The sequence below is a fragment of the Luteimonas sp. 100069 genome (assembly GCF_003813845.1).
GTDB classification, from domain to species: Bacteria; Pseudomonadota; Gammaproteobacteria; order Xanthomonadales; family Xanthomonadaceae; genus Luteimonas; species Luteimonas chenhongjianii.
On the sequence record NZ_RPFN01000002.1, the window covers coordinates 44,193 to 68,822 of the forward strand.

A 24,630-nucleotide genomic window follows, 5' to 3' on the forward strand; every position below is an offset into this window, starting at 1 on the left:
TGGCTGTTCCTGTCCGGTCTGACTAAGCTGCTGTCCGCCTGCCCCGGGGAGAACGTGAGTGCTTGACCAGTTGCTGCCGCTGATTGCCGGCCTCGGCCTTTTCATGCTCGGCATGAAACTGCTGGAGGACGCCGTGGGGGCGCTGGCCGGCCTCCCGTTGCGGCGCTTCCTGCGCACCCATGCCAGCACGCCGTCGCGTGGTCTGTTGATCGGCGCGGCCGCGACCGCCGTGCTGCAGAGCAGCACCCTGGTGTCGCTGCTGGTGCTGGCCTTCGTCGGCGCCGGAATCATGCAGCTGTCAGGCGCCGTGGGCGTGATCATGGGCGCCAACCTCGGGACCACGCTCACCACATGGCTGGTGGCGTCGCTCGGCTTCAAACTCGACCTGGCGGCGCCAGCGATGGCCTTCATCGGCGTCGGCGGTGTGGGCTTCGCGCTGCTGCGGCGCGCCAGCTGGGTACGCGACGTCGCAGGTCTGCTGCTGGGCATCGGGCTGCTGCTCTATGGCCTGGACCTGATGAAGTCCGGCGTCGAGGACTGGGCCGCCGGCTTCGACGTCGCGCCCTTCGCCGGCTGGTCGCTGGTGATGATGGCGCTGCTGGGCATGGCGGTAACCGGCGCCATCCAGTCGAGCACCGCGGCGATGATGATCGCGCTGGGCGCGGTACACGGCGGCCTTGTCGACCTGCCCTCGGCGGCGGCCTTCGCTGCGGGTACAGGCGTCGGCACCACGTTCACGGCGTTGCTCGGCGCGCTCGGTGGCAGCGCCGACAAGAAGCGCGTGGCCGCGACCCACCTCGGCTTCAACCTGTTCAAAGCGGTGCTGGCGCTGCTGCTGCTGTATCCGCTGCTCGCATTGCTGGCGCGGGTTCCGGGACTGGAGGATCCGCTGCTGCGGCTGGCCGCGTTCCACACCACCACCAACCTGCTCGGCATCGCACTGGTGCTGCCGTTCGCCGGAAGGCTTGCACTGTGGCTGGGCCGGCACTTCCGCAGCGATGGTGGCCACATCAACCACTACCTGCAGGCCGCCGGGGACGAGGTGCCCGAAGCCGGCCTGGAGGCGGTCCGTCGCGAGGTGGCGCGTGCGCTCGGCATGACCATCGCGATGAACCGCGAAACGCTGCGGGTTCCGGTGGATCCCGACAGCGCCTGGTCCGATCCAGGCGAGGTCCGGGGCCGCAATGCCCGTCGCGACTTCGACGAGCGCTATCGTCGGCTCAAGCGCCTGGAGGGGGAGATCGTCGAGTACGTGGCGCGCCTGCAGCTGCAGGAGGTCACGCCAAGCGTGGGCAGCGGGCTGTCGGCCCAGCTGGACGCGATGCGCATGGCGGTCAGCTCCGCCAAGGCGCTCAAGGACATCCGCAGCAACCTGGTCGAGCTGCGACTGGCGCTACGCGCGCCGGTGGATGCGCGGCTGGAGGAATTCGAAGCCTCGGCGGCAGCGCTGTACCGCGACATCGACAGGCTGGGGCCGGAGCAGCCGGAGCCGGTGCTGGTGGAAGCCGTCTCGGCGCTGCGCAGCCGCGTGCGCGAGACGCGCGACGGTGCGCTGACCCGGCTCTACCGCGAGGCCAGCCGGGAGAGCATCGACGAGGAGACGCTGTCCACCCTGCTCAATGTCAACCGTGCAATCTATCTGTCGGCGCAATCGCTGCTGCGCGCGCTGGGTCGTCACCTGCTGGCGCCGGAGATTGCCGGGGTGGTCGAGGATGCGGTTGCGGACTGAGCAGGGGCTGATGCGTGCGGTGCCCGGCTGCGGCCCGGTTCCTGACCAGCGAGCGCGTCGAAACGCGGCGCGTCCCGGGTACCCGGTCGAATGGGAGACGGCCGGGCCGCGTGCTTCGAGCCAGGCATTCCACGCTGCCTGCATGGCGGATACATCGGGTCGGCAGGCCGTGCTGCGCACCGCTGTCGAGCGGCAGCGGCTTGAACGGGCGACCGTTGGCGTTGAACATGCGGCGTGGAGGATAGTGTCCTGCTTGCCGAAGAGGTCGGCGCTGGTCTTTCCCCAGCTGCTTGTGCAGGTCCTGGGCCGCAGATGATCGCGCCGCGGTCATGCCGAAGCCATGGGTCCAGCGCATCCCGGGCCGCGGCGATGATGTGCGGTTGACCGGCCGGGCCCTCCGTCGTTATGGGCGCGGATGTTCAGCGCCGTGCGCCGCTCTTCGGGCGTGATGCCGGCCGACTATGGGCCGGTGATGACGCGCTCGGAGTTGAACAACCCGGCCTCGCGGATTCCATCGAAGGTCGGCGCCGCGCCGGGTCGAAGACATGGTGAAGGCGTGGAGAGAACCGATCTCCCCGATGTCGGCCTAGGGTTCGCTGTTGCCGCCCCTGCGGAGCACCTGCTGCAGCCAGTCATTCCAGAGCGGCTGCAGGGCCGCGACCGTTGCGGGCAGCTTGAACTCGGCGCCGTCCCGCGCCAGCCATGCGTCAAAACCCAGGCCGTCGGCGATGGCCCTGCTGATGGGCGCAAGGATCTGGGGATTGCCGCTCGTCTCCGCCAGGAACAGGGCCGTCAGGAGGGACTGTCCATAGAACGTCTCCATGCCCGGGAAGCGATCGCCACTGCTGGCCACCATCATCTGCACGCCGGAATCCGATTTCGGACCACGTGCGAGTGCACCGGCGAGACCGGCGCTGCGCACCGGATGCTCGGATGCGAGGAAGTCCGCCAGATCGGGAATGTCGCGCGGACGCCGCTTGGCGAAGTCGATGAACGCAGCGACGTGACGGCCCTGGGCCTCGATCGGCTCCATTGCGATCGCGGCCGCCTCATCCAGCCAATCGGGCGCGGGCGTCCCGTAGCGGTCCTGCAGCGTTCCGGTGCTTCCAGGCCAGTACATCGCCGCATGCATGGCGTGTCCCACTTCGTGCCGCAATGTGATCGGCTCCTGGTCGGACATGCCGGCCAGTGCCTGGTTGATGCGGGCGCGGTCCAAACCGGCCTGACGCATCGCCCGCTCGGTCATGGCGCGCTTGGCCTTGGCGGGCACCCAGACCTGGGCGAACTCCAGGTCGTGGGTGTTCGCGAAGTCGATCGCGGCCACCGGATCCAGGCTCGTGCTGAGCACCAGCATGCCCACCGGCGCACGTCCGAACAGGTTCGCGTATCGCTGCGCGGCCTCGGCGAGTGCGCGTGAGGCGGTCCCTGCATCCTCCTGCGTATCGGCGTATGCGAGTCCGTGGGCCGAGGCGACGCACACCGCCGCAGGCGGCTGATCGACGACCGGGCATTGCAGGTCGCCGGCACTGGCGGCGCCGGCCGCGAACAGGCCGGCGATCGAAATCATCTGTGAGAAGCGCATGACCATCCTTGGTGTGAGAGAAGCCCGTATGACCGGGTGGTGGCGCAAAACTCAACGCCAGTCGAGGACGACCTTGCCCGACTTGCCCGACTCCATCAAGTCGAATCCCTTCTGGAACTCGTCGGCCGGCAGCTGGTGGCTGAGCACCTTGCCGAGCGGGAAACCCGACAGCACGAGCTGGGTCATCTTGTACCAGGTCTCGTACATCTTCCGGCCATAGATACCCTGCACGGTGAGACCCTTGAAGATGATGCGGTCCCAGTCGATGCCCGCGCCCTTGGGCAGCAGGCCGAGCAGGGCGACCTTGCCGCCGTGGTACATGCAGTCGAGCATGTCGTTGAAGGCATGCGGGTTGCCGCTCATTTCCAGGCCCACGTCGAAGCCCTCCATGTGGAGGTCCTTCATGACGTCCTTGAGCGAGGTGTTGGACACGTTGACCACGCGCGTGGCGCCCATGTCGGCGGCCAGCTTGAGGCGGAAGTCGTTGACGTCGGTCACCACCACGTTGCGCGCGCCGATGTGCTTGCAGATGCCCGCCGCCATCACGCCGATCGGGCCGGCGCCGGTGATCAGCACGTCCTCGCCGACCACGTCGAACTCCAGGGCGCAGTGCGCGGCGTTGCCGTAGGGATCGAAGAACGCCGCCAGCTCGCTCGGGATCTGGTCCGGGATCGGCCACAGGTTGGTTGCCGGCATGACGACGTATTCGGCGAAGGCGCCGTCACGGGTCACGCCGATGCCGACCGTGTTCGGGCACAGGTGCGGTTTGCCGGCGCGGCAGTTGCGGCAATGGCCGCAGACCAAGTGGCCTTCGGCCGAGACGCGTTGACCCACCGTGTAGCCGGTGACCGCCGAGCCCAGCTCGACGATGCGGCCGACGAACTCGTGGCCGATCACCAGCCCCGGGGTAATGGTGCGCTGGCTCCATTCGTCCCACAGGTAGATATGCAGGTCGGTGCCGCAGATCGCGGCCTTCTCCACGCGGATCAGCACGTCGTTGGGCCCCGGCGCGGGCACCGGCACGTCCTGCATCCAGATGCCTTTGCCTGCTTCGCGCTTCACCAGCGCCTTCATTGTCTGGGCCATGTCGTCGTGCCTGCCGGTGGCGGAAAGAGCCGGCGATTATACGGCGCGGCACTGCGGCGACCGCTGGGAGCCTCGCCGCGGTCGCCCGCTCTCGGGCGGGTTGGCTAGACTTGGCCCCCCGTCACGATCCACAGGACCACTCATGCGCCATTCGTTACTGGCCGCGACGCTGCTGGGCGTCTTCTTCGGCTGCAGTGCGCCAGGGGTGGTGGCGGGGGAGGGCATGTGGGTGCCGCAGCAGCTGCCGGACATCGCACCGGCGCTGCGCAAGGCGGGGTTGCGGCTCGATGCGAACCGCATGGCCGACCTGACCGGCGATCCGCTGGGCGCCGTGGTGTCTCTCGGCGGCTGCACCGCGAGCTTCGTCTCGCCGCAGGGGCTGGTGATCACCAATCACCATTGCGCCTATGGCGCCATCCAGCTCAATTCGACGCCTGAAAACAACCTGATGCGCGATGGCTTCAATGCCGCCGCGCTCGGCGACGAGATCTCCGCCGGGCCGAACGCGCGTATCTATGCGCTCGACAGCATCCAGGACGTCACCGCCGAAGTGCGCGCTGCCATCGACGCCGCGCCCGACAGCCTCGGCCGCACGACAGCGCTGGACACGGTCGAGAAGGCCCTGGTGGCGCGCTGCGAGGCCGAGCCCGGCTACCGCTGCCGGCTTTACAGCTTCCTCGGCGGCAACAGCTACCGCCTGTTCCGCAACCTCGAGATCCGCGACGTACGCCTGGTCTACGCCCCGGCCGGTGGCATCGGCAGCTTCGGCGGCGATGTCGACAACTGGATGTGGCCGCGCCACACCGGCGATTTCGCGTTCTACCGCGCGTATGTCGGCCGCGACGGCCGCCCGGCCGAGTACGCCCAGGACAACGTCCCCTACACCCCGAAACAGTTCCTGCGCCTGGCCGACAAGCCGCTGCGCGAGAACGATTTCGTCATGGTGGCGGGATATCCGGGTCGCACCAGCCGGTATGCGTTCGCCGACGAGTTCGCCGAGACCGTGGCCTGGCGTTACCCGCAGATCGGCCGCCACTACCGCGCCCTGATCGACCTGGTCGAGGCGCGCGGCAAGGCCGATCCCGAGACCGAGGTGCGCTACGCCAGCGCCGTGCGCGGTTGGCAGAACACCCTGAAGAACTACGAAGGCCAGCTGCAGGGCTTCGAACGCGTCGGCGCGCTCGAGCGCAAGCGCAGCGAAGAGGCCGCCGTACTCGACTGGTTGCGCGGCCGGGGCGACGAGGGCGCCGCCGCGCTCGATGCGCACGCGAAGATCGTCGCGCTCGACGCCCAGGCCCAGGCGATGCGCGACCGGGACCTGGTGCTGTCGCTGCTTGACAACAGCGGACTGCTGTCGACGGCGAACCGCCTGTATCGCCTGTCGATCGAGAAGGAAAAGCCCGACGCGATGCGCGAGCAGGGCTACCAGCAGCGCGACCTGCCCGCAATCGAGGGCAGCCTCAAGCAGATGGACCGCCGCTTCGTGCCGGCGATGGACCGGGAGCTCACGCGCTACGCGCTGCTGCAATACGTGCAGCTGCCGCCGGAGCAGCGCATCAAGGCCATCGATAACTGGCTGGGGGGCAATGACGCCGCCGCGATCGACCGCGCGCTCGATCGCCTGCAGCGCAGCATGCTGGGCAACGGCGACGAGCGCCTGAAGTGGTTCGCCGCCGATCGCCGTGCGTTCCTGCGCAGCCGCGATCCGGCGCTCGTTTACGCCGTCGCTGTCACCCCGGAACTGTTGCAGATCGAGACGGCGGCGAAGGCCCGCGCCGGCGATCTGCTGCAGCTGCGGCCGGTCTATCTGCAGGCCGTCGCCGACTACCGCGCGAGCCGAAAGGAGGCCGTCTACCCGGATGCCAACTCGTCGCTGCGCATCACCTTCGGCAAGGTGACCGGCTACACCAATGCGGCAGGCGCCCGGCAGACGCCGTTCACCCTGCTCGAGCAGATTCCGCCCAAGGCCACTGGAATCGAACCGTTCGACGCGCCGCAGGCGCAGCTGGACGCGATTGCCGCCGCGCGCCACGGAGGCCTCGCCGATCGCCGCCTGCGCACGGTGCCGGTCAACTTCCTGTCCGACCTCGATGTCACCGGCGGCAACTCCGGCTCGCCGGTGCTCGATGGCGACGGCAGGCTGACCGGGTTGCTGTTCGACATGACCTGGGAAGCGGTGGTGTCGAACTGGGTGTTCGATCCGGCGATGACCCGCACCATCTCGGTCGACCAGCGCTACATCCGCTGGGTCATGCAGGAAGTCGATCCGGCGCCGCGCCTGCTGCAGGAGATGGGCGTGCCGGTACGCTGAGTGCGACAGCGGATGCCGGCAGCGGCGCTTGCCGGCAGCGGCGCTGTCCGGTTGGCCGCGCCCACGCCCACATCCGGGCATGGCGCCGCCGCTGGCGAGGCGGGTCCAGCAGGATTGCCGGGTTTCGCCCGTGGCGGTCGCTCCGGAGGCGGGGCGGCCGCGGCTTCCATTAGACTGGCGCGCCGCGTCGCGGCCTGCCGCCGCGCCTTGCAAGGACACATCCGATGAGAATCCTGCTCGCCCGTCACGGCGAAACCCCGTGGAATGCCGAAGGCCGCTATCAGGGGCAGGAGGACATCGCCTTGTCGGACGTCGGTGAGCGCCAGGCGTCCCTGCTTGGGCAGCGACTGGCCGATGTGCGCATCGATCGCGCGGTCGCCTCGCCGCTGTCACGTGCCGACCGCACCGCGCGGCTCGCGCTCGGGGCCTCGCGTGCGTCGATGCTGACCAACGATGCAGGACTGGCCGAGATCGCCCACGGGACCTGGGAAGGCCTGCTGGCCAGCGAGATCCGCGAACGCGACCCCGAGCGCCTGGCGGCCTGGCGCGATGCGCCCGACAGCGTGCAGATGCCCGGTGGCGAATCGCTGCAGCAGGTCTTCGATCGCGCCTGGCCGGCATTCGCGCGCGCCGTCGATGGCCTCGGTCCCGACGACACCGCGCTGATCGTCGCCCACGACGCGGTCAACCGCGTCATCCTGTGCCACATCCTCGGCATTCCGTTCTCCAGGCTCTGGACGTTCCGCCAGGCGCCGACCACGCTGAACCTGCTCGAGGGCCCGGACGTCGACCATCTCGAGGTGGTGCGCCTGAACGACTGCGCGCATCACACGGCGTTCTTCGGCGAGGCGGTCCATCGCGCGCTATGAACGAGGCCGGCAACCTGCAGGACTGGCTGAGCGCGATCCAGGCGCGGCACCCGACCGAAATCGAGATGGGCCTCGACCGCGTCGGCGCGGTCTATGCGCGCATGGACTGCGGCCGCCCGGCTGCGCAGGTGATCACCATCGGCGGGACCAACGGCAAGGGATCCACGGTTGCGTTCGTCGAGGCGATCGCGCGTGCGGCCGGCTGGCGTGTTGGCGCGTATACCTCGCCGCATCTGCTGGCCTACAACGAGCGCGTGCGCATCGACGGCCGCGATGTCGATGACGCCGCGCTGGTGGCGGCGTTCGAGGCGGTGGAGACCGCGCGCGGCGACACGCCGTTGACCTATTTCGAGACCGGCACGCTGGCCGCGCTGTGGCTGTTCGCGCGGGCGGATCTCGATCTGGCGGTGCTGGAGGTCGGCCTCGGCGGACGACTGGACGCGGTCAACATCGTCGAGCCGGACGTATCGGTGATCACGACCGTCGGTCTCGATCACCAGGACTGGCTCGGCGACGACATCGAGGCGATCGGCCTGGAGAAGGCCGGCATCGCCCGCGCCTGGAAGCCGCTGGTACTCGGCGATACCGATCCGCCGGCGAGCGTGCTGCGACATGCCTACCGCATCGGCGCGGTCGCGGTCCGCGGGGGCAGCGATTTCCTGTTCGCGCCGGTCGGGGAGGGCAGATGGGTCTGGCGCGAAGTCGGCTACGAGGTCGAGCTGCCGATGCCCGCGCTGGCCGCGCCGGTCCAGCTGCGCAATGCCGCAGTCGCGGTCGCAGCCGTGCGGGCGCTGGGGCGGGACGTGGAAGACACCGCGCTGGCTTCGGGCATAGCCGACGCCACGGTCGACGCGCGTCTGCAGCGCTTCGAGCGGGCCGGCGTGGAGATCGTCGTCGACGTGGCGCACAACCCGCAGGCCGCGCAGGCGCTGGCGGAGTGGCTGCAGGTGGCGCCGGCTGCCGGGCGCACGGTCGCGGTGTTCGCCGCGCTTGCCGACAAGGACGCCGCCGGTGTTGCGAGCGCACTCGCGCCGTCGATCGCGCGCTGGCACCTTGCCGGCTCGCAGGGTTTCGGCGCCCGTGGCCAGGACGCGGCTGCACTGCGCGCACGCCTGCCTGCCGGGCTCGACGCCGAGTTGCATGCCGACGTTGGGCAAGCACTCCAGGCCGCGGTGACGGCCGCCAAACCCGGCGAGCGGGTGCTGGTGCTGGGGTCTTTCCATGCCGCGGCTGCGGCACTGGCCTGGTTGCGGGGCGGGCGTTAAGAAGCGCGCCCGACGCCGCGCGTATAATTCGCGCGGCTCCCGTGCCCCGGATCTGCGCATGTCGTCTGCACTCAAACAACGCCTGATCGGCGCCGCCGTGCTGATCGCGCTCGCGGTCATCTTCCTGCCGATGCTGGTCAAGGGCCCTGCGCCCGCCAGCGGGTTGCCGGACATGCCGCTTCGGGTGCCCGATACGCCCGACGGCGATTACAGGACCGTCGATCTGCCGCTGGTCACGCCGCCACCGGTGGGTGAGGGCGGCGCGCTCGCGGGCGGGCCCCTAGCCGAAGCCGCGCCTGCGCAGGCTGCTACCCGGCCCGATGGCAGTGCATTGCCGACTGTCGATACGACGACCCGGGAGCCGGCGCTACCGCCGACCGTGGCCGCAGGCGGTTACGCCGTGCATTACGCGGCATTCGCCAGCGAAGGCGATGCCGATGCGATCCTGCGCCAGCTCGGCCAAGCCGGCCTCACCGGCTACCGCGAAGGCTTCACCCTCAACGGCCAGCCCGCGTACCGCGTGCGGCTGGGGCCCTACGGCAGCCGCGCAGACGCCGAGATCGTCCGCGTGCGTGCGGCGCAGGTGCGTGACGACGTCACGCCGCGCGTGGTCGCGCTCGATGCGGGCGCGCGTCCCGAAGTCGCCCGCCCCGCTACGCCTGCGCCTGCGCCTGCGGAAGCATCCCGCGCGTCGGCGGTCACGCCGCCCGCCGCGCCGACCACACAGCCGCTGCCGGCCGAGACACCGCCGGCGCGCGAGCCCGCGCGGACGCCGCCTGTCGCCGAGAGCCCGCGGGCGACCCCGGCGGAACCGGCGGCTGCACCCGCCGCGGCGCCTGCGTCGGGAACCGGCTTCGTGGTCCAGATCGGTGCCTTCAGCAATGCGGCCGATGCCAACAGCCTGCGCGATCGCCTGCGCGGCGCCGGCATCACCGCGTTTACCGATTCGGTCGACACCGACAAGGGGCGACTGACCCGGGTCAAGGCGGGTCCGGTCGCAAGTCGCGCCGATGCCGACCGGCTCAAGGCGCAGGTCCGGAGCGCCGTCGGCGTCGACGGCCTGGTGCGTGCCCATCGCTGACGGCTCTCGCGCCGTACTCCGTTTACCGGCGTCTCGAACGCCTTCAGCAGAACTGGAAATCGAACATGTGCGGGATCGTCGGAATCGTCGGAACCTCTGAAGTCGCGGCCGCGCTGTACGACGGCCTGACGGTGCTCCAGCACCGCGGACAGGACGCGGCGGGCATCGCTGTCGCCAGTGGCACTGTGATGCGCGTGCACAAGGGCAACGGCCTGGTGCGCGACGTGTTCGACAGCAAGTCCATGGACCTGCTGCAGGGCCGGGTCGGCATCGCCCACTGCCGCTATCCGACCGCGGGCAGCGAAGGCCATGACGAGGCGCAGCCGTTCTACGTCAATTCGCCCTACGGCATCGCGCTCGCCCACAACGGCAACCTGGTCAACACCGAACAGCTGCGCCAGCAGGTGTTCGAGACCGACCGGCGCAACGTCAACACGCAGTCGGATTCGGAAGTGCTGCTCAACGTGTTCGCGCACGAGCTCGACCGCGAGCGGGCGCTGACGCCGGAGGCTGCGTTCCGCGCGGTCGAAGGCGTGAACCGCCGCGCCAAGGGCGGCTATGCGGTCGTCGCGACGGTGCTGGGCCTGGGCCTGGTCGCGTTCCGCGACCCGCACGGCATCCGCCCGCTGGTGCTCGGCCGCCGCGAGACCGCCGAGGGCGTCGAGTACGCCGTGGCCTCGGAATCGGTGGCGCTCGACATCCTCGGCTTCGAGCGTCTGCGCGACGTCGAGCCGGGCGAGGGCATCGTGATCACGCCGCGCGGTGAACTGCACCACCGCCAGTGCGCGCCGCAGCAGCCGCACGCGCCGTGCATCTTCGAGTACGTGTACTTCGCGCGCCCGGACTCGATGATCGAGAACATCTCGGTGCACAAGGCGCGCATGCGCATGGGCGTGACGCTCGGCGAGAAGATCCTGCGCCTGCGGCCCGACCACGACATCGATACGGTGATTCCGATTCCGGACACCTCGCGCGACGCGGCGCTGGAAATCTCCAACACGCTCGGTGTGAAGTACCGCGAGGGCTTCATCAAGAACCGCTACGTGGGCCGCACCTTCATCATGCCGGGGCAGGGCGAGCGCGCGAAGTCGGTGAAGCGCAAGCTCAATCCGATTCCGCTGGAGTTCCGCAACCGCGTGGTGCTGCTGGTCGACGATTCGATCGTGCGCGGCACCACGTCCAAGCAGATCGTGCAGATGGCGCGCGACGCCGGCGCCAAGAAGGTGTATCTCGCGTCCGCGGCGCCTCCGGTGCGCTATCCGAACATCTACGGCATCGACATGCCGTCGGTCGACGAACTGGTCGCGCACAACCGCACCGAGAAGGAAATCGAGGAATTCCTCGGCTGCGACTGGCTGATCTACCAGGATCTGGCCGATCTGGAATCCGCGGTCTCCGGGCCCAAGTTCCCGGACCTGCGCTTCGACAGCTCCTGCTTCAGCGGCGAATACGTGACCGGCATCGAGCCGGGCTATTTCGAACGCCTGCAGCAGCTGCGCAGCGACGAGGCAAAGAAGAAGCGCCGGGCGTGAGCGCGGCGGTGGCCGCGGACGCGCCGCACCTGTTCGCGGCCGCGCGGCATTGCCTCGATGCACGCGATCCCGACGAGAAGGTCGCGCTGACGCAGGCCTATGCGCGTCGCTTCGAGGCGGGCGCGCTGCCGCTTGACCCGTCCGCCCCCGCGCCCGAGCCGATCCGCATGCCCGGCCGGCCCGAGCGGCCCAGGCTCGTGCACCCGCGCGAGCTGCCGCGCCGCGGCTTCGGCACCGACGAGGGCCGCGCGGCCTTCATCCATGCGATCGCGCATATCGAGCTCAACGCGATCGATCTGGGCTGGGACGCGGTGTATCGCTTCCGCGACCTGCCTGCGGACTACTACGCCGACTGGCTGTCCGTCGCCGCGGACGAAGCGCGCCACTTCATGATGCTGCGCACGCGGCTGCGCGCACTGGGCTTCGACTACGGCGATTTCGACGCGCACAACGGCCTGTGGGAAATGTGCGAAAAGACCGCGCATGACGGCATGGCGCGCATGGCGCTGGTGCCGCGCGTGCTCGAGGCGCGCGGGCTCGACGTGACGCCGGGAATGATCGTCAAGCTGCGCGCGCTGGGCGATCACGACACTGTCGGCGTGCTCGAAGTCATCCTGGAAGAGGAAGTCGCGCACGTCGCTGCGGGAAGCCGCTGGTTCCGCTGGTTCTGCGAACGACGCGGGGTGGAGCCGGAATCGACCTTCCGCGACCTGCTGTCGGAATATGCGCGCGCGGTGCTGCACGGGCCGTTCAACATCGACGCACGAGCCGCGGCGGGCTTCAGCGCGGAAGAGCTGGCCGCGCTGCAGGCGCTCGCCGAGCGCTGACCAGCGTTCGGCGCGGGTAGCCCTCGTCGAAGGGCTGGAGCGCAGGTGCTCCGCCCCGGGCACGTACGGCTTCCTGCAGGCGGGTGCCGAGTGCGCTTCGCTCAGTCCACCCGCGTGCCGAAGATCTTGTCGCCGGCGTCGCCGAGGCCCGGCAGGATGTAGCCCTTCTCGTTGAGGTGCGTGTCGATCGAGGCGGTATACACCTCGACGTCGGGATGCACCGCTTCGAGCGCCTTGAGCCCCTCGGGCGCGGCCACCAGGAACAGGCCCTTGATACGGCTCGCGCCTGCGGCCTTGAGCATCGCGACGGTCGCGATCAGGGTGCCGCCGGTGGCCAGCATCGGATCGAGGATCAGCGCGGTGCGGTCGGCCATGTCGCCGACGAGGTTCTCGTAGTAGGGCACCGCCTGGAGCGAATCCTCGTCGCGCTTGATGCCGACCACGCTGACCTTGGCCGCGGGAATCAGCTCCAGCACGCCCGGCAGCATGCCGATGCCGGCGCGCAGGATCGGCACCAGGGTGATCTTGCGGCCCTTGATCCGGCGCACGCGCACCGGCCCGGCCCAGCCATGGACCTCGGCATCCTCTGTTTCCAGATCCGCGGTCGCCTCGTAGGTCAGCAGCGTGGCGACCTCGGCCGACAGTTCGCGGAAGGTCTTGGTGCTGTTGTCGGCGCGGCGCATCAGGCCGAGCTTGTGCTGGACCAGCGGATGGCGGACTTCGACGGTTTTCATGGGCGGGGGCCTGTGCGGACGACGTGGCTAGGATATTTCACTGCCGCCGATGACGTGCGATCACGACCCTGGCGCAGCGCGCCGCCGACCCTCGGGAACGTGGAGAGTGGTCGCGCCTGGCGCGGACCTCATCCGGATCAGAACCGCGCTTGGCGCGGGTCGGAACCCGTCGATGATGGCCCCGGGACTTCCGCGGCCGCTTCGCACGGGCCGCCCGGGAGCAAGCTCCCGGGCGTGCAATGGCCGGCTAATTCCCGCAGCTGACAACGGAGCTGGCTCGTGATCGGCACGGAACTACGCCGGCTGCTTGGGCGCCGCACGAATGGAGAGGCGCCGGAGAATGCCGGTCCTGCCGGCAGTCGCCGGCAGGTCGTCAGCTGCGATCAGGCCGCCGCTGCGCTCGACTGGCGCGGGCCTTCGCGCAGCGCCCGGCCGACCATCGACACCATCAGCGCGATCTCGTCGTCGTCGATGTTGAAGTGCGGGGTGAAGCGCAGCGAGTTCGCGCCACCGTGGATCACGCCCAGGCCCTGCTCGCGCAACCATTCCTCGGTCGATCCGGCGCCATAGCACTTGAACTGGGGCGCGAGTTCGCAGGAGAACAGCAGGCCGGTGCCCTGGACCTTGGTGATGAGGCCATCGAGTTCCGTCTTCAGCGCTTCGAGCGCCTCGACCGACTTGCGTCCGGCGTCGCGGATGTTGGCGCGCACCTCGGGCGTGAGCTCGGCGAGCACGGCGCAGGCCACGTCGAGCGCGCGCGGATTGGCCGTCATCGTGTTGCCGTACACGCCGCTCCTGTAGAGCTTCGCGGCATGCTCGGTCACCGCAAGCACCGACAGCGGGTACTGGCCCGCGTTGAGTGCCTTGGAGTACGTCTCCATGTCCGGTGCGTCGAGGCCTTCGAAGCCCGGATAGTCGACGACCGACAGCACGCCGTGGGCGCGCAGCCCCGCCTGGATCGAATCGACCAGCAGCAGGCTGCCGTGGTCGCGGGTGAGTTCGCGCGCGGCGGCGTAGAACGCCGGCGGCAGCGAGCGGCCCGGATCGCCTTCGCCCATGACCGGCTCGAGGAACACCGCTTCCACGAACCAGCCGTTCGCGTCGGCGTCCGCGAACGCCTTGCGCAGTGCGTCGACATCGTAGGGCGGCACCGCGATCAGCGAATCCTCGTTGCGGAAGCTCGCAAGGTATTTCTTGTAGGTGGCGCGCGAGGAATCCGAGTACAGCGCCGGCCGTTCGGTGCGCCCGTGGAAACTGCCCTTGACGACGATGCGCTTGACCGTGCGGCCGGCATGGCGGCCACCGGCATCGGTCTGGGTGCGGGTGTTGATGTCGGCGATGCGCGCGGCGAGGCCTACCGATTCCGAACCGGAATTCAGGCACAGGAAGTGGCTGTAGGGGCAGCCGCCCTCGCGTGTGTGGCCGATCTCGCGGCGCAGGGCGCGGTCGAGTTTCAGCTGCGACAGGCTCGGCGTCATGATGTTGGCCATCGGCACCGGCCGGGCCATCGCCTCGATCACAGCTTTGGGCGTGTGGCCGAAACCGAGCATGCCGTAGCCGCCCGAATCGTGGAGCACGGCGCCCTTGAGGGTGACGATCCAGGGACCGCGCGCGGCCAGCGCGACATACGGATTCACCGCATCGGCCTGATAGAAGTTGACGTAGCCCGCCTGCACGGTGCGCGCCTGCGCATCCTCGTCCAGATCGAGCAGATCGGCGAAATCGGTTGCCAGCGCGGCATGTGCATCGACCGCGGCGTGCGCCACTTCGAGCAGTTCGGGATGGGTCTTCGCGAAGCGCTCGAGCACGTCGTCGGGAAGGCCGGCGGTGCGGCGCTTGCCGGCATGGGCACGCAGCGGGGCGAGGATCTGGATCACGGACATGCGGAAGGCTCCTTGGGACGTCGGGAGGCCGGAGCGTGGCGCAGCCGGGCGTAGAAGCGCGGGCAACGCGGCAAGAACCGGCGGTCTCTCCATTATCTGGACGATTCCGCCGGACGGAAGCGGCGAAATGCCGAACATGAACTAGAATTTCGGCAGATCGCCGAAACCGGGCTCCCCATGTTCATCGAATCCGCTGATGTTCGCCTGCTCAGCCTGCTGCGCGAGAACGCGCGCCTGTCGACCGCCGAGATCGCGCGCCGGCTTGGGCTGTCACGCACCACGGTGCAGAGCCGGATCGAGCGTCTGGAGCGCGCCGGCGTGATCAGCGGCTACACGGTGCGCATGCGCGACGACTTCGAACATGGGCATATCCGCGCCCAGATCATGATTACCGTGCGACCCCGCCAGACCACACCGGTGGTCACCGCCTTGCGCGCGATCAGCGCGGTGCGCGCGCTGCACTCGGTCAGCGGCCACTACGACCTGATCGCACTGGGCGTGGTGCCGACGGTGGCGGACATGGATGAACTGACCGACCGCATCGGCTGTATCGAAGGCGTGGAACGCACGACCTCGTCGATCATCCTGTCGACCAAGTTCGAAAGATAAGCGTCTCCGCCTATGGCGGAGACACCTTGGCCCCTCTCCCTCCGGGAGAGGGGAGGACCATCGGCGGATGCCGATGGTGGGGTGAGGGCAGGCCTCGCGAGGTGCCTGGCCCCTCCCTCCGGGAGAGGGGAGGACCATCGGCGGATGCCGATGGTGGGGTGAGGGCAGGCCTCGCGAAGTGCCGGGCCCTGCTTCCTCCGGACGAGGGGAGGACCCCCGGCGGATGCCGATGATGGGTGAGGGCAGGCGTTTCCCGACGTGCCTGGGCCCCGCTCGCCCAGCATTCCGGTTCATCTGCAGCCATCGCGAAAAGCGCCTCCCCCAGTCCCGCTCCGGGCGGCAGAGGGGGCTCCAGGTCGACCGGCCGACCTCGTTGCCTGCCTTCATTACAATGTGGCCCCCGCATTCCCTCGCATTCCCCTTGAAGAAGTCCGATTTCCGTTTCGACCTGCCGGAAGCTCTGATCGCCCAGGCGCCGCTGGCCGAGCGCTCGGCCAGCCGGATGCTGGTGGTGCCACCCGGTGCGGGCGCGTTCGACGACCGCCATGTGCGTGATCTGCGGGATCTGCTGCAGCCGGGCGACCTGCTGGTGTTCAACGACACCCGTGTGATCCCGGCGCGGCTGTTCGGCAACAAGGCCAGTGGCGGGCGGGTGGAGATCCTCATCGAACGCATGCTGCCCGGCAACGAGGCGCGCGCGCAGATCCGGGCCAGCAAATCGCCCAGGCCCGGAGGCCGCATCGTGCTCGAGGGCGGCGGCGAGGCGGAGGTGCTGTCGCGCGACGAGGGCTTCTACCACCTGCGTTTCCATGTCGAGGATGCACTGGAATCTTGGCTGCTCAAGGTGGGGCGCATGCCGTTGCCGCCCTACATCCGCCGCGAGCCGGGGCGCGACGACGCCGAGCGCTACCAGACCGTGTTCGCGCGCGAGATCGGCGCGGTGGCGGCGCCGACCGCCGGCCTGCATTTCGACGACGCCCTGCTGGCTGCGCTGCGCGCGCGGGGCGTGGAGTTCGGACACGTGACCCTGCACGTCGGCGCCGGCACCTTCCTGCCGATGCGCGTCGAGGATGTGCGCGAGCACCGCATGCACAGCGAATGGCTGAACGTCGGCGCGGAACTGATCGCCCAGATCCATCGCACGCGTGAGTCCGGCGGCCGGGTGATCGCGGTCGGCACGACCGTGGTACGGGCACTCGAGAGCGCCAGCGTCGATGGCGAGTTGCATCCGTTTGCGGGCGAAACGCAGATCTTCATCTTCCCCGGCTATCGCATCCGCAGCGTCGATGCGATGGTCACCAACTTCCATCTGTCCGAGTCGACCCTGCTGATGCTGGTGTCGGCATTCGCCGGCAGGGAACGGGTGCTCGCAGCCTACGCGCACGCGGTGCAGGCGCAGTACCGGTTCTTCTCCTACGGCGATGCGATGCTGCTGTGGGGGCAGCCGGACGGGGAGGCTTCCCCAGAGAGGTAAACCGAGCCAGGTCCGTGCGCCGACGCCTTGTCGTCGGAGGCCCGGCCGCGCGGCCATCGGCGATGCGTCCGTCATACTAGTGCGATGTCCAGAATGTCCTTCCAGCTGCTCGGCGCCGACGGCGCCGCGCGCCGTGGCCGCATCAGCTTTCCGCGCGGCACCATCGAAACCCCCGCCTTCATGCCGGTGGGCACCTACGGCACGGTCAAGGGCGTGCTGCCGCATCAGATCCGCGCGCTGGGCGCGGAGATCATCCTCGGCAACACCTTCCACCTGTACCTGCGGCCGGGGCTGGAGGTCATCGAGGCGCACGGCGGGCTGCATGGCTTCGCGCGCTGGGACAAGCCCATCCTCACCGATTCCGGCGGGTTCCAGGTGTTCTCGCTGGCGCACAAGCGCAAGATCACCGAGGAGGGCGTGACCTTCGCCGCGCCTACCGACGGCGCCAAGGTATTCCTCGGTCCCGAGGAGAGCATGCGCATCCAGAAGGTGCTCGACTCGGACATCGTGATGATCTTCGACGAGTGCCCGCCGGTGCAGATCGACGGCAAGCCGGTCCATCCGCGCGTGGTCGAAAAATCGATGGAGCTGTCGCTGCGCTGGGCCGCGCGCTCCCGGCGCGCGCACGAAGGCAACGACGCGGCGCTGTTCGGCATCGTCCAGGGTGGCGTGCACCACGATCTGCGCACGCGCTCGGCCGAGGGTCTCAAGGAGATCGGCTTCGACGGCTATGCGATCGGTGGCCTCGCGGTCGGCGAGACCGAGGACGAACGGAATGCCATGCTCGAGCACACCGCGCCGCAGCTGCCCGAGGATCGGCCGCGCTACCTGATGGGCGTGGGCCGGCCGGAGGATCTGGTCGAGGCGGTGGCGCGGGGCGTCGACATGTTCGACTGCGTGATGCCCACCCGCAACGCGCGCAACGGCCACTTCTTCACCTCGACCGGTGTGATCCGCATCCGCAACGCCAAGTTCGAGAAGGACTTGCGCCCGATCGAGGAGGGCTGCGGCTGCGAGGCCTGCGCCGGCGGCTTCACCCGGGCCTACCTGCGGCATCTGGACCGCTGCGGCGAGATGCTCGGGCCCATGCTCGGCACCCTGCACAACCTCTGGTACTACCAGAAGCTCATGGCCGACATGCGCGCCGCGATCGCCGCGGGAACCTTTTCCGCGTTCCGCGAGTCCTTCTATGCGGCCCGGCAGGGCACCGAGGCGCCCTAGTACGGGCGGCGGCCGACGCCCGTCGCCCGCCCCGCCCGGGCCTTCACGCCCTCTGAACTCCGCGCCCGGTTGGCGAGGCCGGCTCGTGGCATAATCGATCGCTATTTTTCGCCTGACGGATGCTCCGATGAATCTGCTGGACTTTGTGATTGCTCCCGCCCATGCCGCCGCTGGCGCCCCGGCCGGCCCGAGCCTGCTGTCGACGCTGGCCTTCCCGGTCATCCTGATCCTGATCATGTACTTCCTGATGATCCGGCCGCAGATGAAGCGCACCAAAGAGCACCGCGCGATGCTCGAGAAGCTGGCGGTCGGTGACGAAGTCATCACCAATGGCGGGATTGCCGGCGTGGTCCGCGCGATCGGTGACAGCTTCCTGACCCTCGAGATCGCCGAGCGCGTCGAGATCCGCGTGCAGAAGGGCGCGGTCGGCAACGTGCTCCCCAAGGGCACCCTGAAGTCGGCCTGATTCCGATCTCCGGTTCCATCATCTCTCCAGGCGCCACCCGCGAGTGGTAGCCGAGGCAACGCAATGCTTGAATTTCCCCGCTGGAAGTACGCCCTGATCCTGGTGGTGCTGGTCCTGGCTGCGCTGTATGCGCTGCCCAACGCCTACCAGAAGAACCCGTCGGTGCAGATCACCCCGAGCACCAGTGAGGCGCGCATCGACGAGGCCCTGCGCCAGCGCGTGGAGGTCCTGCTGAGCGAAGCCGGCGTGACGCCGATCGGCACGGAGATCGATGACAATCATCTGCTCGTGCGGTTGCATGACGCGGATGCGCAGACAGTGGCCTCCGACGTGCTGCGTCCGGCGCTGGGCGAGAACTATTCGGTCGCGTTGAACCTCGCTTCGACCGTGCCCCAGTGGCTGTCGGATCTGGGCGCACGGCCGATGTCGCTGGGCCTCGACCTCCAGGGCGGCGTGCATTTCGTGATGCAGGTCGACCAGGCCGCGGCGCTGCAGAAGCGCGTGGAAGGTTACGCGGACGGCATCCGGACAGCGCTGCGCGACGCACGCATCGGCTATTCCAGCGTCGAGCGCCGCAACGACAACACCATCGGCGTGGTGCTGGTGGAGGGGGCGGACGTCAACGCCGCCCGCGCACGCATCATGGAAAGCCTGGCCAGCGCGTCGGGCCAGGTGGTCGGCGGCAGTGGCCCGCAGGTGCTGGCCGACGGCAACCGCATCACCGTGCGCCTGTCGCAGGGCGAGATCGACCGCATCGCTGCCGACGCGGTCGAGCAGAACCGCACCGTGATCTCCAACCGCATCAACGCGATCGGCGTTGCCGAGCCGGTGCTGCAGCGCCAGGGCGAGGACCGCCTGGTCATCCAGCTGCCCGGTCTGCAGGACACCGCCGAGGCCAAGCGCCTGATCGGCGCGACCGCGACGCTCGAGTTCCGCGCCGTCACCGGCGACGAGAACCAGGCCGCAGCAGCGGTCGCGTCGGGAAGCATCCCGGCCGACTCGCGCATCTACTACAACGAGACCGGCACGCCGCTGCTGCTGTCGCGCCGCATCCTGGTATCGGGCGATCAGCTGATCAATGCCAATCCGACCACCGATTCGCAGACCGGCACTCCGTCCGTGAGCATCACGCTCAACAGCGCGGGCGGCAAGCGCATGCTCGACCACACGCTGCAGAACGTCGGCCAGCGCCTGGGCATCGTCTACGTCGAGCGCATTCCGACCGTCCGTATGGTCGACGGCGAGGAAGTGCGATCTTCGCGCAGCATCGAGCGCGTCATCAGCTCTTCGACGATTCGTGGTGTGTTCGGGCGCGAGTTCCAGACCACCGGCCTGTCCCGCGAAGAAGCCAACGACCTGGCCCGCCAGCTCAAGGCCGGCGCACTGGCCGCACCGATGGACTTCGTCGAGGAACGCGTTGTCGGCCCGAGCCTGGGCGCGGAGAACGTGGAGCGCGGTCTGACCGCGGTGGCCTACGCATTCGTCTTCACGCTGATCTTCTTCATGCTGTACTACCGCATGTTCGGCATCGTGACCTGCCTGGCGCTGATCCTGAACCTGCTGATCGTGGTCGCGGTGATGTCGCTGTTCGGGGCCACGATGTCCTTGCCGGGCTTCGCTGGTCTGGCGTTGTCGATCGGCCTGTCGGTCGACGCCAACGTGCTGATCAACGAGCGCATCCGCGAGGAGCTGCGCGCGGGCATGCCGCCCAAGGCGGCGATCGTGACCGGCTATGAGAAGGCGTCGGACACCATCTTCGACTCCAACCTCACCGGCATCATCGCGGGCGTTGCGCTGTATGCCTTCGGTACTGGCCCGCTGCAGGGCTTCGCGGTCACGCTGGTGATCGGCATCGTCGCCTCGATGTTCACCGCGATCGTCGTGTCGCGTGCGCTGGTCACGTTGATCTATGCGCCGCGCAAGAAGCTCAAGTCCCTGGCGATCTGACGGGAGAACCCACAGATGAAAATTTTCCCGTTGACACTTATCCCGGCCAACACCCGCATCGACTTCATGCGGATGCGGCACGTCTGGGTCGCGTTGTTCGTCCTGCTGTCCATTGCCTCGGTCGCGGTGGTGGGGCTGAAGGGTTTCAATTTCGCCCTCGACTTCACCGGCGGCACTGCCGTCAATGTCCGCTTCGAGCAGGCCGTCAGCGTCGACGACGTGCGCGAGCGCCTGGAGACGGCAGGCATCGCCAACGCCCAGGTGCAGACCTTCGGCAGCGGTACCGACCTGCTCATCCGGGTGCGTGGTGAGGAAGACCAGACGAACGTGGACGGCAATGCCGAGCTTGCCGCGAGCGTGCTGTCGGCGGCATCCACGCCGGAGAATCCCGGCCGGATCCTGAGCACCGAGTCGATCGGTTCGCAGGTGTCGGGCGACCTGCGCAAGAACGCCATCTACGCGGCGATCTTCGTGCTGGTGGGCTTCCTGCTCTACATCAGCGTGCGCTTCGAATGGAAGTTCGCGGTCGTCGCCAGCCTGACCACGCTGTTCGACGTGATGGTGGTGGCAGCGTTGTTCTCGCTGACCGGGCGTGAGTTCGATCTCACCGTGCTGGCTGGTCTGCTCTCGGTGATGGGCTTCTCGATCAACGACACCATCGTGGTCTTCGACCGCGTGCGCGAGAACTTCCGCGTACTGCGCGCCGATCCGCTGGAGGTGTTCAACCGGTCGATCAACCAGACCCTGTCGCGCACCATCATCACCTCGCTGGTGTTTTTCCTGTCTGTGCTCGCCCTGTTCCTCTACGGCGGCGGTTCGCTCGAAGGCCTGGCGCTGACCCAGATGTTGGGCGCACTGGTCGGTACCCTGTCGTCGATCTTCATTGCTTGCCCGCTGCTGACATATGGCGCGCTGAAGGTGACCAAGCAGGACCTGCTGCCGAAGGCGCGCGACGAGGAAGCGTTGGCGCGCCGTCCCTGAGATCGGCATTCCGGTCGCCGCCAGGCGCCGGAATGAGCGTTGTACGAAGAAGCCGCGCATTGCGCGGCTTCTTTTTGTGGGATTGCCACTCACCGTGGACCTGGAGCGGAAGGCAGTGCGCCGACTGGATGTGCGTCGCGCACACAGATGCGGATACCCGCTGACACAGGTGCCGTCCGGAGCGCGCTCCGCCGGCGGTCGCTCGCCGATGGCGGACGCGCAGCCCGGCGATGATCCGCAACAAAAAAGGCCGCGCAATGCGCGGCCTCTCCGGAGTGCCCAGGGTGAGCGGCGGCTCAGAACTCCTTGGCGTAACCCGAATCGACCAGGCTCTTCTGCAGCGGCGTGACGATGTGCACGTTGCCTGCCACGACCTGGCGCCCGCCCGCGAAAGCCACGTTCATCGGCCCGAGGGTGGCGCCCTTGAAGTCGCTGACGCGGCCACCGGCCTCGCGGACCAGCAGCACGCCGGCCGCAATGTCCCAGGGGTGCACGCCGGCCTCGAAATAGCCGTCGGTGCGGGCCGCGGCGACATAGGCCAGGTCCAGCGCGGCTGAGCCGGTACGGCGGATGTCCTCGGCCGACTCGAGCAGCGTTTCGACCGCGCGCAGCTGCGCGCCGACGCGCTTGCGTTCGCGCGGGGCAAAGCCGGTCGAGAGCAGGGCGCCAGTCAGTTCGCGGCGTTCGGACACCCGGATGCGGCGCTCATTGAGCTGCGCGCCGGCGCCGCGGGTCGCGGTGAACAGCTCATTGCGCAGCGGGTCGAAGATCACGCCGTGCAGCGGCTCGCCGCCTTCGACCAGCGCGATGGACACGCACCAGTGGGGCAGGCCACGCAGGTAGTTGCTGGTGCCGTCGAGCGGATCGATGACCCAGGTGTAGCGGCTCTGACCACCGCGGCCCGGCTTGGCGCCGCCTTCTTCGCCGAGCACGGCGTATTCGGGATAGGCGCGGCGCAGTTCCTTGACGATCGCCTCTTCGGCGAGGCCATCGACCTCGCTCGCGTAATCGTGGCGCGCCTTCTCGACGACGTTGAGCGCATCGAGCTTGTGCATGTTGCGCAACAGGACGCCGCCGCCGGCGCGCGCCGCCTTGACCATGACATTGACAGCAGGTTGAAGCATCGCGGAGGTCTCCGGGCGCGGGCGGGATCGAGGGGGAAAAGAGCGGTGCCGGCGCTGGGCCGGTCGCGCAGTTTACCATTCGCGTCATGCAAGCGCCCCTGAATCCCGACACCGGCATGGACACGACCAACGCAATCGATCTCGCCGACCGCATCCGCATCGTGCTTGTGGGCACCCAGCACCCCGGCAACATCGGCTCGGCCGCCCGCGCGATCAAGACCATGGGGCTGCACCGGCTGGTGCTGGTCGCCCCGCAGAAGTTTCCGCACAACGAGGCCGACATGATGGCGGCCGGCGCCGAGGACGTGCTCAACGCTGCGGTCGAAGTGGCGACGCTGGCCGAGGCGGTCGCCGATTGCCGGCTGGTGCTCGGATGCACCGCGCGCAGTCGTCGCGTGCAGCTGCGCGAACTGCGGCCGCGCGAGGCGGCGGCATCCGTGCGCGTCGAGGCCGGCGCCGGCGGCGAGGTGGCGCTGGTGTTCGGCCGTGAACGCACGGGCCTCGACAACGACGAACTGCAGCTGTGCCATGCCGCCGTGCATATTCCCGCCAATCCCGAGTACAGCTCGCTGAATCTCGCGGCCGCGGTGCAGGTGCTCAGTTACGAAGTGCGGCTGGCGCTGCTGGGCGAGGGCGACGCGCCGCCTGCGGTGATCGCGACCGCGAATCCGGAGGCGGTTCCGCACGCGGAGCTCGAAGGCTTCTTCGCCCAGCTGGCCGACACGCTGGACGCGATCGATTTCCACAAGGGGCGCGCGCCGGATTCGGCGATGCGCAAGTTGCGGCGACTCTTCGTGCGCACCGGGCTCGACCACAAGGAGGTCCGCCTGCTGCGCGGCATCCTCGCCGACGCCCAGCGCATGGCGCGACTGGCGGGAACGCGCGACGCCGGATGAGCGCGCAGCCGCTGTCGCGCGACCTCCGATTGGGCTAGGCTCGCCGCTTCATCCACGTCATCGGATCGGTCTTGGCCTTGCGTCCTTTCTTCCGCTGGCTCACGACGGGGATGGTGCTGGCACTGGCGATCACGGCTTCACCCGCCGCCGAACCGCGCAAGGTGCTGGTGCTCGGTCGCATCAGCGACGATCCAACGACGCACTACGAACAGCTCAGGCCGCTGCTGGACTACGTCGTCTCCCGCATGGGCGATGTCGGCATCACCGAGGGCCGCGTGCTGATGGCGCGCGACGTCCAGCAAATGCAGAGCTATCTGCGCCGCGGCCGGGTGGACTGGGTGACCGAGACCGCCAGCGGTGCGATGCGCCTCGAGGCTCGCGCAGGCGCGCGGGCGCTGCTGCTGACCGAGCGGCATGGCGTGAGCCGTTACCACACGGTCTACTTCGCTCGGCGCGAAAGCGGCATCGGCGCGCTCGAGGATCTGCGCGGTCGCAGTATCGGATTCCAGAACCGGCAGTCGACGAGCGCCTATTTCGTGCCCGCCGCCGAGCTGCTTGCCCAGGGGCTGCCGCTGGAGATCCTGCTGTCCCCGCGCGATGCACCCGAGCCGGGCTCGGTGGGCTATCTGTTCGGGCGCTCGGAATTCAACATCGCCTCGTGGGTGCACAAGGGACTGGTCGATGCCGGGGCGATGAGCAATCTCGACTGGGACAGCCCGCGCCAGGTGCCCCCGGCGTTCAAGCGCGACTTCGTGATCTTCCACGAGAGTGCGCCGTTCCCGCGCGCGCTGGAAATGGTCCGCGGCGACCTGGAACCGCGAGTGGCGGAGCGGCTGCGCGAAGTGCTGGTCGAGGCCCGGGACGATCCTGCAGCTGCCGACGCGCTTCGCCAGTTCTTCCGCACAACCGCCTTCCTGCCCATCGATGCGGATACCCGGGCGGGACTCGATGGGCTGCGCGACGGTGTGGCCCGCGTCGTGGCGGACGTCGAGTGAAACTGCGCGCGAGCCTGC

Annotated in this window: 20 protein-coding genes; 15 read left to right on the forward strand and 5 right to left on the reverse strand. The window is 68.8% G+C overall.

The features are described 5' to 3' along the window. The first annotated feature begins 58 nt into the window (after window positions 1–58). The gene (locus EGK76_RS06715; RefSeq protein WP_123832100.1) at window positions 59–1,729 is read left to right on the forward strand and encodes a Na/Pi symporter; all 1,671 of its coding nucleotides are present in this window, start codon (window positions 59–61) and stop codon (window positions 1,727–1,729) included. A gap of 586 nt (window positions 1,730–2,315) precedes the next feature. On the opposite strand, the gene EGK76_RS06720 is transcribed toward EGK76_RS06715, so the two are convergent. Together EGK76_RS06720 and tdh are read right to left on the reverse strand one after the other, a co-directional pair. Beyond that, window positions 2,316–3,311 (reverse strand): hypothetical protein, encoded by a 996-nt coding sequence (locus EGK76_RS06720; protein WP_123832101.1) that lies wholly within the window; start codon window positions 3,309–3,311, stop codon window positions 2,316–2,318. A 51-nt stretch (window positions 3,312–3,362) separates the two neighbouring features. Beyond that, on the reverse strand, window positions 3,363–4,397 hold the full coding sequence (gene tdh / locus EGK76_RS06725) for an L-threonine 3-dehydrogenase (RefSeq protein ID WP_179948225.1): 1,035 nt from the start codon (window positions 4,395–4,397) through the stop codon (window positions 3,363–3,365). 223 nt (window positions 4,398–4,620) lie between these two features. Between tdh and EGK76_RS06730 the strand changes: the two genes are divergently transcribed. The 6 genes from EGK76_RS06730 (at window position 4,621) to EGK76_RS06755 (ending at window position 12,282) form a co-directional block, all read left to right on the forward strand. Further along, on the forward strand, window positions 4,621–6,708 hold the full coding sequence (locus EGK76_RS06730; protein ID WP_123832256.1) for a S46 family peptidase: 2,088 nt from the start codon (window positions 4,621–4,623) through the stop codon (window positions 6,706–6,708). Window positions 6,709–6,932: 224 nt separating this feature from the next. Further along, a complete protein-coding gene (locus EGK76_RS06735; protein WP_123832102.1) occupies window positions 6,933–7,577 on the forward strand; it encodes a histidine phosphatase family protein in 645 nt (214 codons plus the stop codon). Continuing rightward, on the forward strand, window positions 7,574–8,842 hold the full coding sequence (gene folC, locus EGK76_RS06740; protein WP_123832103.1) for a bifunctional tetrahydrofolate synthase/dihydrofolate synthase: 1,269 nt from the start codon (window positions 7,574–7,576) through the stop codon (window positions 8,840–8,842). Before EGK76_RS06735 ends, folC begins: the two co-directional genes overlap by 4 nt. A 58-nt stretch (window positions 8,843–8,900) precedes the next feature. Beyond that, complete coding sequence (locus EGK76_RS06745; RefSeq protein WP_123832104.1) at window positions 8,901–9,923, forward strand: SPOR domain-containing protein; 1,023 nt, start codon at window positions 8,901–8,903, stop codon at window positions 9,921–9,923. 65 nt (window positions 9,924–9,988) lie between these two features. Continuing rightward, window positions 9,989–11,455, forward strand: a complete 1,467-nt coding sequence (purF, locus tag EGK76_RS06750; RefSeq protein WP_096297458.1) for an amidophosphoribosyltransferase — start codon at window positions 9,989–9,991, stop codon at window positions 11,453–11,455. Further along, entirely contained in the window at window positions 11,452–12,282 is an 831-nt protein-coding gene (locus tag EGK76_RS06755) for a ferritin-like domain-containing protein (protein ID WP_096297459.1), read from the forward strand. The genes purF and EGK76_RS06755 overlap by 4 nt, the downstream gene beginning before the upstream one ends. Window positions 12,283–12,383: 101 nt before the next feature. Here EGK76_RS06755 and upp read toward each other — a convergent pair whose 3' ends face one another. After that, on the reverse strand, window positions 12,384–13,016 hold the full coding sequence (gene upp / locus EGK76_RS06760) for a uracil phosphoribosyltransferase (RefSeq protein WP_096297460.1): 633 nt from the start codon (window positions 13,014–13,016) through the stop codon (window positions 12,384–12,386). 383 nt (window positions 13,017–13,399) lie between these two features. Beyond that, window positions 13,400–14,899 (reverse strand): aminotransferase class III-fold pyridoxal phosphate-dependent enzyme, encoded by a 1,500-nt coding sequence (locus EGK76_RS06765; protein ID WP_096297461.1) that lies wholly within the window; start codon window positions 14,897–14,899, stop codon window positions 13,400–13,402. 177 nt (window positions 14,900–15,076) lie between these two features. Here EGK76_RS06765 and EGK76_RS06770 point away from each other — a divergent pair, with 177 nt between their 5' ends. The 6 genes from EGK76_RS06770 to secF all read left to right on the forward strand — a co-directional run bounded on the left by EGK76_RS06770 (window position 15,077) and on the right by secF (window position 21,597). Continuing rightward, a complete protein-coding gene (locus EGK76_RS06770) occupies window positions 15,077–15,508 on the forward strand; it encodes an Lrp/AsnC family transcriptional regulator (protein ID WP_096297462.1) in 432 nt (143 codons plus the stop codon). Between the two features lie 421 nt (window positions 15,509–15,929). Further along, entirely contained in the window at window positions 15,930–16,982 is a 1,053-nt protein-coding gene (gene queA, locus EGK76_RS06775; RefSeq protein WP_123832105.1) for a tRNA preQ1(34) S-adenosylmethionine ribosyltransferase-isomerase QueA, read from the forward strand. 84 nt (window positions 16,983–17,066) lie between these two features. After that, the gene (gene tgt / locus EGK76_RS06780; RefSeq protein ID WP_123832106.1) at window positions 17,067–18,203 is read left to right on the forward strand and encodes a tRNA guanosine(34) transglycosylase Tgt; all 1,137 of its coding nucleotides are present in this window, start codon (window positions 17,067–17,069) and stop codon (window positions 18,201–18,203) included. Window positions 18,204–18,330: 127 nt separating this feature from the next. After that, window positions 18,331–18,669 carry a preprotein translocase subunit YajC gene (yajC, locus tag EGK76_RS06785; RefSeq protein WP_096297465.1) on the forward strand — a complete coding sequence of 113 codons (339 nt, stop codon included), beginning with the start codon at window positions 18,331–18,333 and terminating at the stop codon, window positions 18,667–18,669. 63 nt (window positions 18,670–18,732) lie between these two features. Next, complete coding sequence (gene secD / locus EGK76_RS06790) at window positions 18,733–20,616, forward strand: protein translocase subunit SecD (protein ID WP_123832107.1); 1,884 nt, start codon at window positions 18,733–18,735, stop codon at window positions 20,614–20,616. 15 nt (window positions 20,617–20,631) lie between these two features. Beyond that, window positions 20,632–21,597 (forward strand): protein translocase subunit SecF, encoded by a 966-nt coding sequence (gene secF, locus EGK76_RS06795; RefSeq protein WP_123832108.1) that lies wholly within the window; start codon window positions 20,632–20,634, stop codon window positions 21,595–21,597. Window positions 21,598–21,893: 296 nt separating this feature from the next. On the opposite strand, the gene EGK76_RS06800 is transcribed toward secF, so the two are convergent. Next, window positions 21,894–22,721, reverse strand: coding sequence for an inositol monophosphatase family protein (locus EGK76_RS06800; RefSeq protein WP_096297468.1), 828 nt, complete (start codon window positions 22,719–22,721; stop codon window positions 21,894–21,896). Window positions 22,722–22,837: 116 nt separating this feature from the next. Between EGK76_RS06800 and EGK76_RS06805 the strand changes: the two genes are divergently transcribed. Beyond that, window positions 22,838–23,617, forward strand: a complete 780-nt coding sequence (locus tag EGK76_RS06805; RefSeq protein ID WP_123832257.1) for an RNA methyltransferase — start codon at window positions 22,838–22,840, stop codon at window positions 23,615–23,617. A gap of 110 nt (window positions 23,618–23,727) precedes the next feature. Further along, window positions 23,728–24,612, forward strand: a complete 885-nt coding sequence (locus EGK76_RS06810) for a phosphate/phosphite/phosphonate ABC transporter substrate-binding protein (RefSeq protein ID WP_123832258.1) — start codon at window positions 23,728–23,730, stop codon at window positions 24,610–24,612. The last annotated feature ends 18 nt before the right edge of the window (window positions 24,613–24,630 follow it).

Excerpts from the sequence above, each read along its gene's own strand:
- EGK76_RS06770 (WP_096297462.1), top strand. The coding sequence starts at position 15,077 with ATGTTCATCGAATCCGCTGATGTTCGCCTGCTCAGCCTGCTGCGCGAG.
- secD (WP_123832107.1), top strand. The coding sequence starts at position 18,733 with ATGCTTGAATTTCCCCGCTGGAAGTACGCCCTGATCCTGGTGGTGCTG.
- EGK76_RS06800 (WP_096297468.1), bottom strand. The coding sequence starts at position 22,721 with ATGCTTCAACCTGCTGTCAATGTCATGGTCAAGGCGGCGCGCGCCGGC.
- purF (WP_096297458.1), top strand. The coding sequence starts at position 9,989 with ATGTGCGGGATCGTCGGAATCGTCGGAACCTCTGAAGTCGCGGCCGCG.
- EGK76_RS06765 (WP_096297461.1), bottom strand. The coding sequence starts at position 14,899 with ATGTCCGTGATCCAGATCCTCGCCCCGCTGCGTGCCCATGCCGGCAAG.
- folC (WP_123832103.1), top strand. The coding sequence starts at position 7,574 with ATGAACGAGGCCGGCAACCTGCAGGACTGGCTGAGCGCGATCCAGGCG.
- EGK76_RS06805 (WP_123832257.1), top strand. The coding sequence starts at position 22,838 with ATGGACACGACCAACGCAATCGATCTCGCCGACCGCATCCGCATCGTG.
- EGK76_RS06730 (WP_123832256.1), top strand. The coding sequence starts at position 4,621 with ATGTGGGTGCCGCAGCAGCTGCCGGACATCGCACCGGCGCTGCGCAAG.
- tgt (WP_123832106.1), top strand. The coding sequence starts at position 17,067 with ATGTCCAGAATGTCCTTCCAGCTGCTCGGCGCCGACGGCGCCGCGCGC.
- EGK76_RS06810 (WP_123832258.1), top strand. The coding sequence starts at position 23,728 with ATGGTGCTGGCACTGGCGATCACGGCTTCACCCGCCGCCGAACCGCGC.
- yajC (WP_096297465.1), top strand. The coding sequence starts at position 18,331 with ATGAATCTGCTGGACTTTGTGATTGCTCCCGCCCATGCCGCCGCTGGC.
- secF (WP_123832108.1), top strand. The coding sequence starts at position 20,632 with ATGAAAATTTTCCCGTTGACACTTATCCCGGCCAACACCCGCATCGAC.
- EGK76_RS06735 (WP_123832102.1), top strand. The coding sequence starts at position 6,933 with ATGAGAATCCTGCTCGCCCGTCACGGCGAAACCCCGTGGAATGCCGAA.
- EGK76_RS06745 (WP_123832104.1), top strand. The coding sequence starts at position 8,901 with ATGTCGTCTGCACTCAAACAACGCCTGATCGGCGCCGCCGTGCTGATC.
- EGK76_RS06720 (WP_123832101.1), bottom strand. The coding sequence starts at position 3,311 with ATGCGCTTCTCACAGATGATTTCGATCGCCGGCCTGTTCGCGGCCGGC.
- tdh (WP_179948225.1), bottom strand. The coding sequence starts at position 4,397 with ATGGCCCAGACAATGAAGGCGCTGGTGAAGCGCGAAGCAGGCAAAGGC.
- upp (WP_096297460.1), bottom strand. The coding sequence starts at position 13,016 with ATGAAAACCGTCGAAGTCCGCCATCCGCTGGTCCAGCACAAGCTCGGC.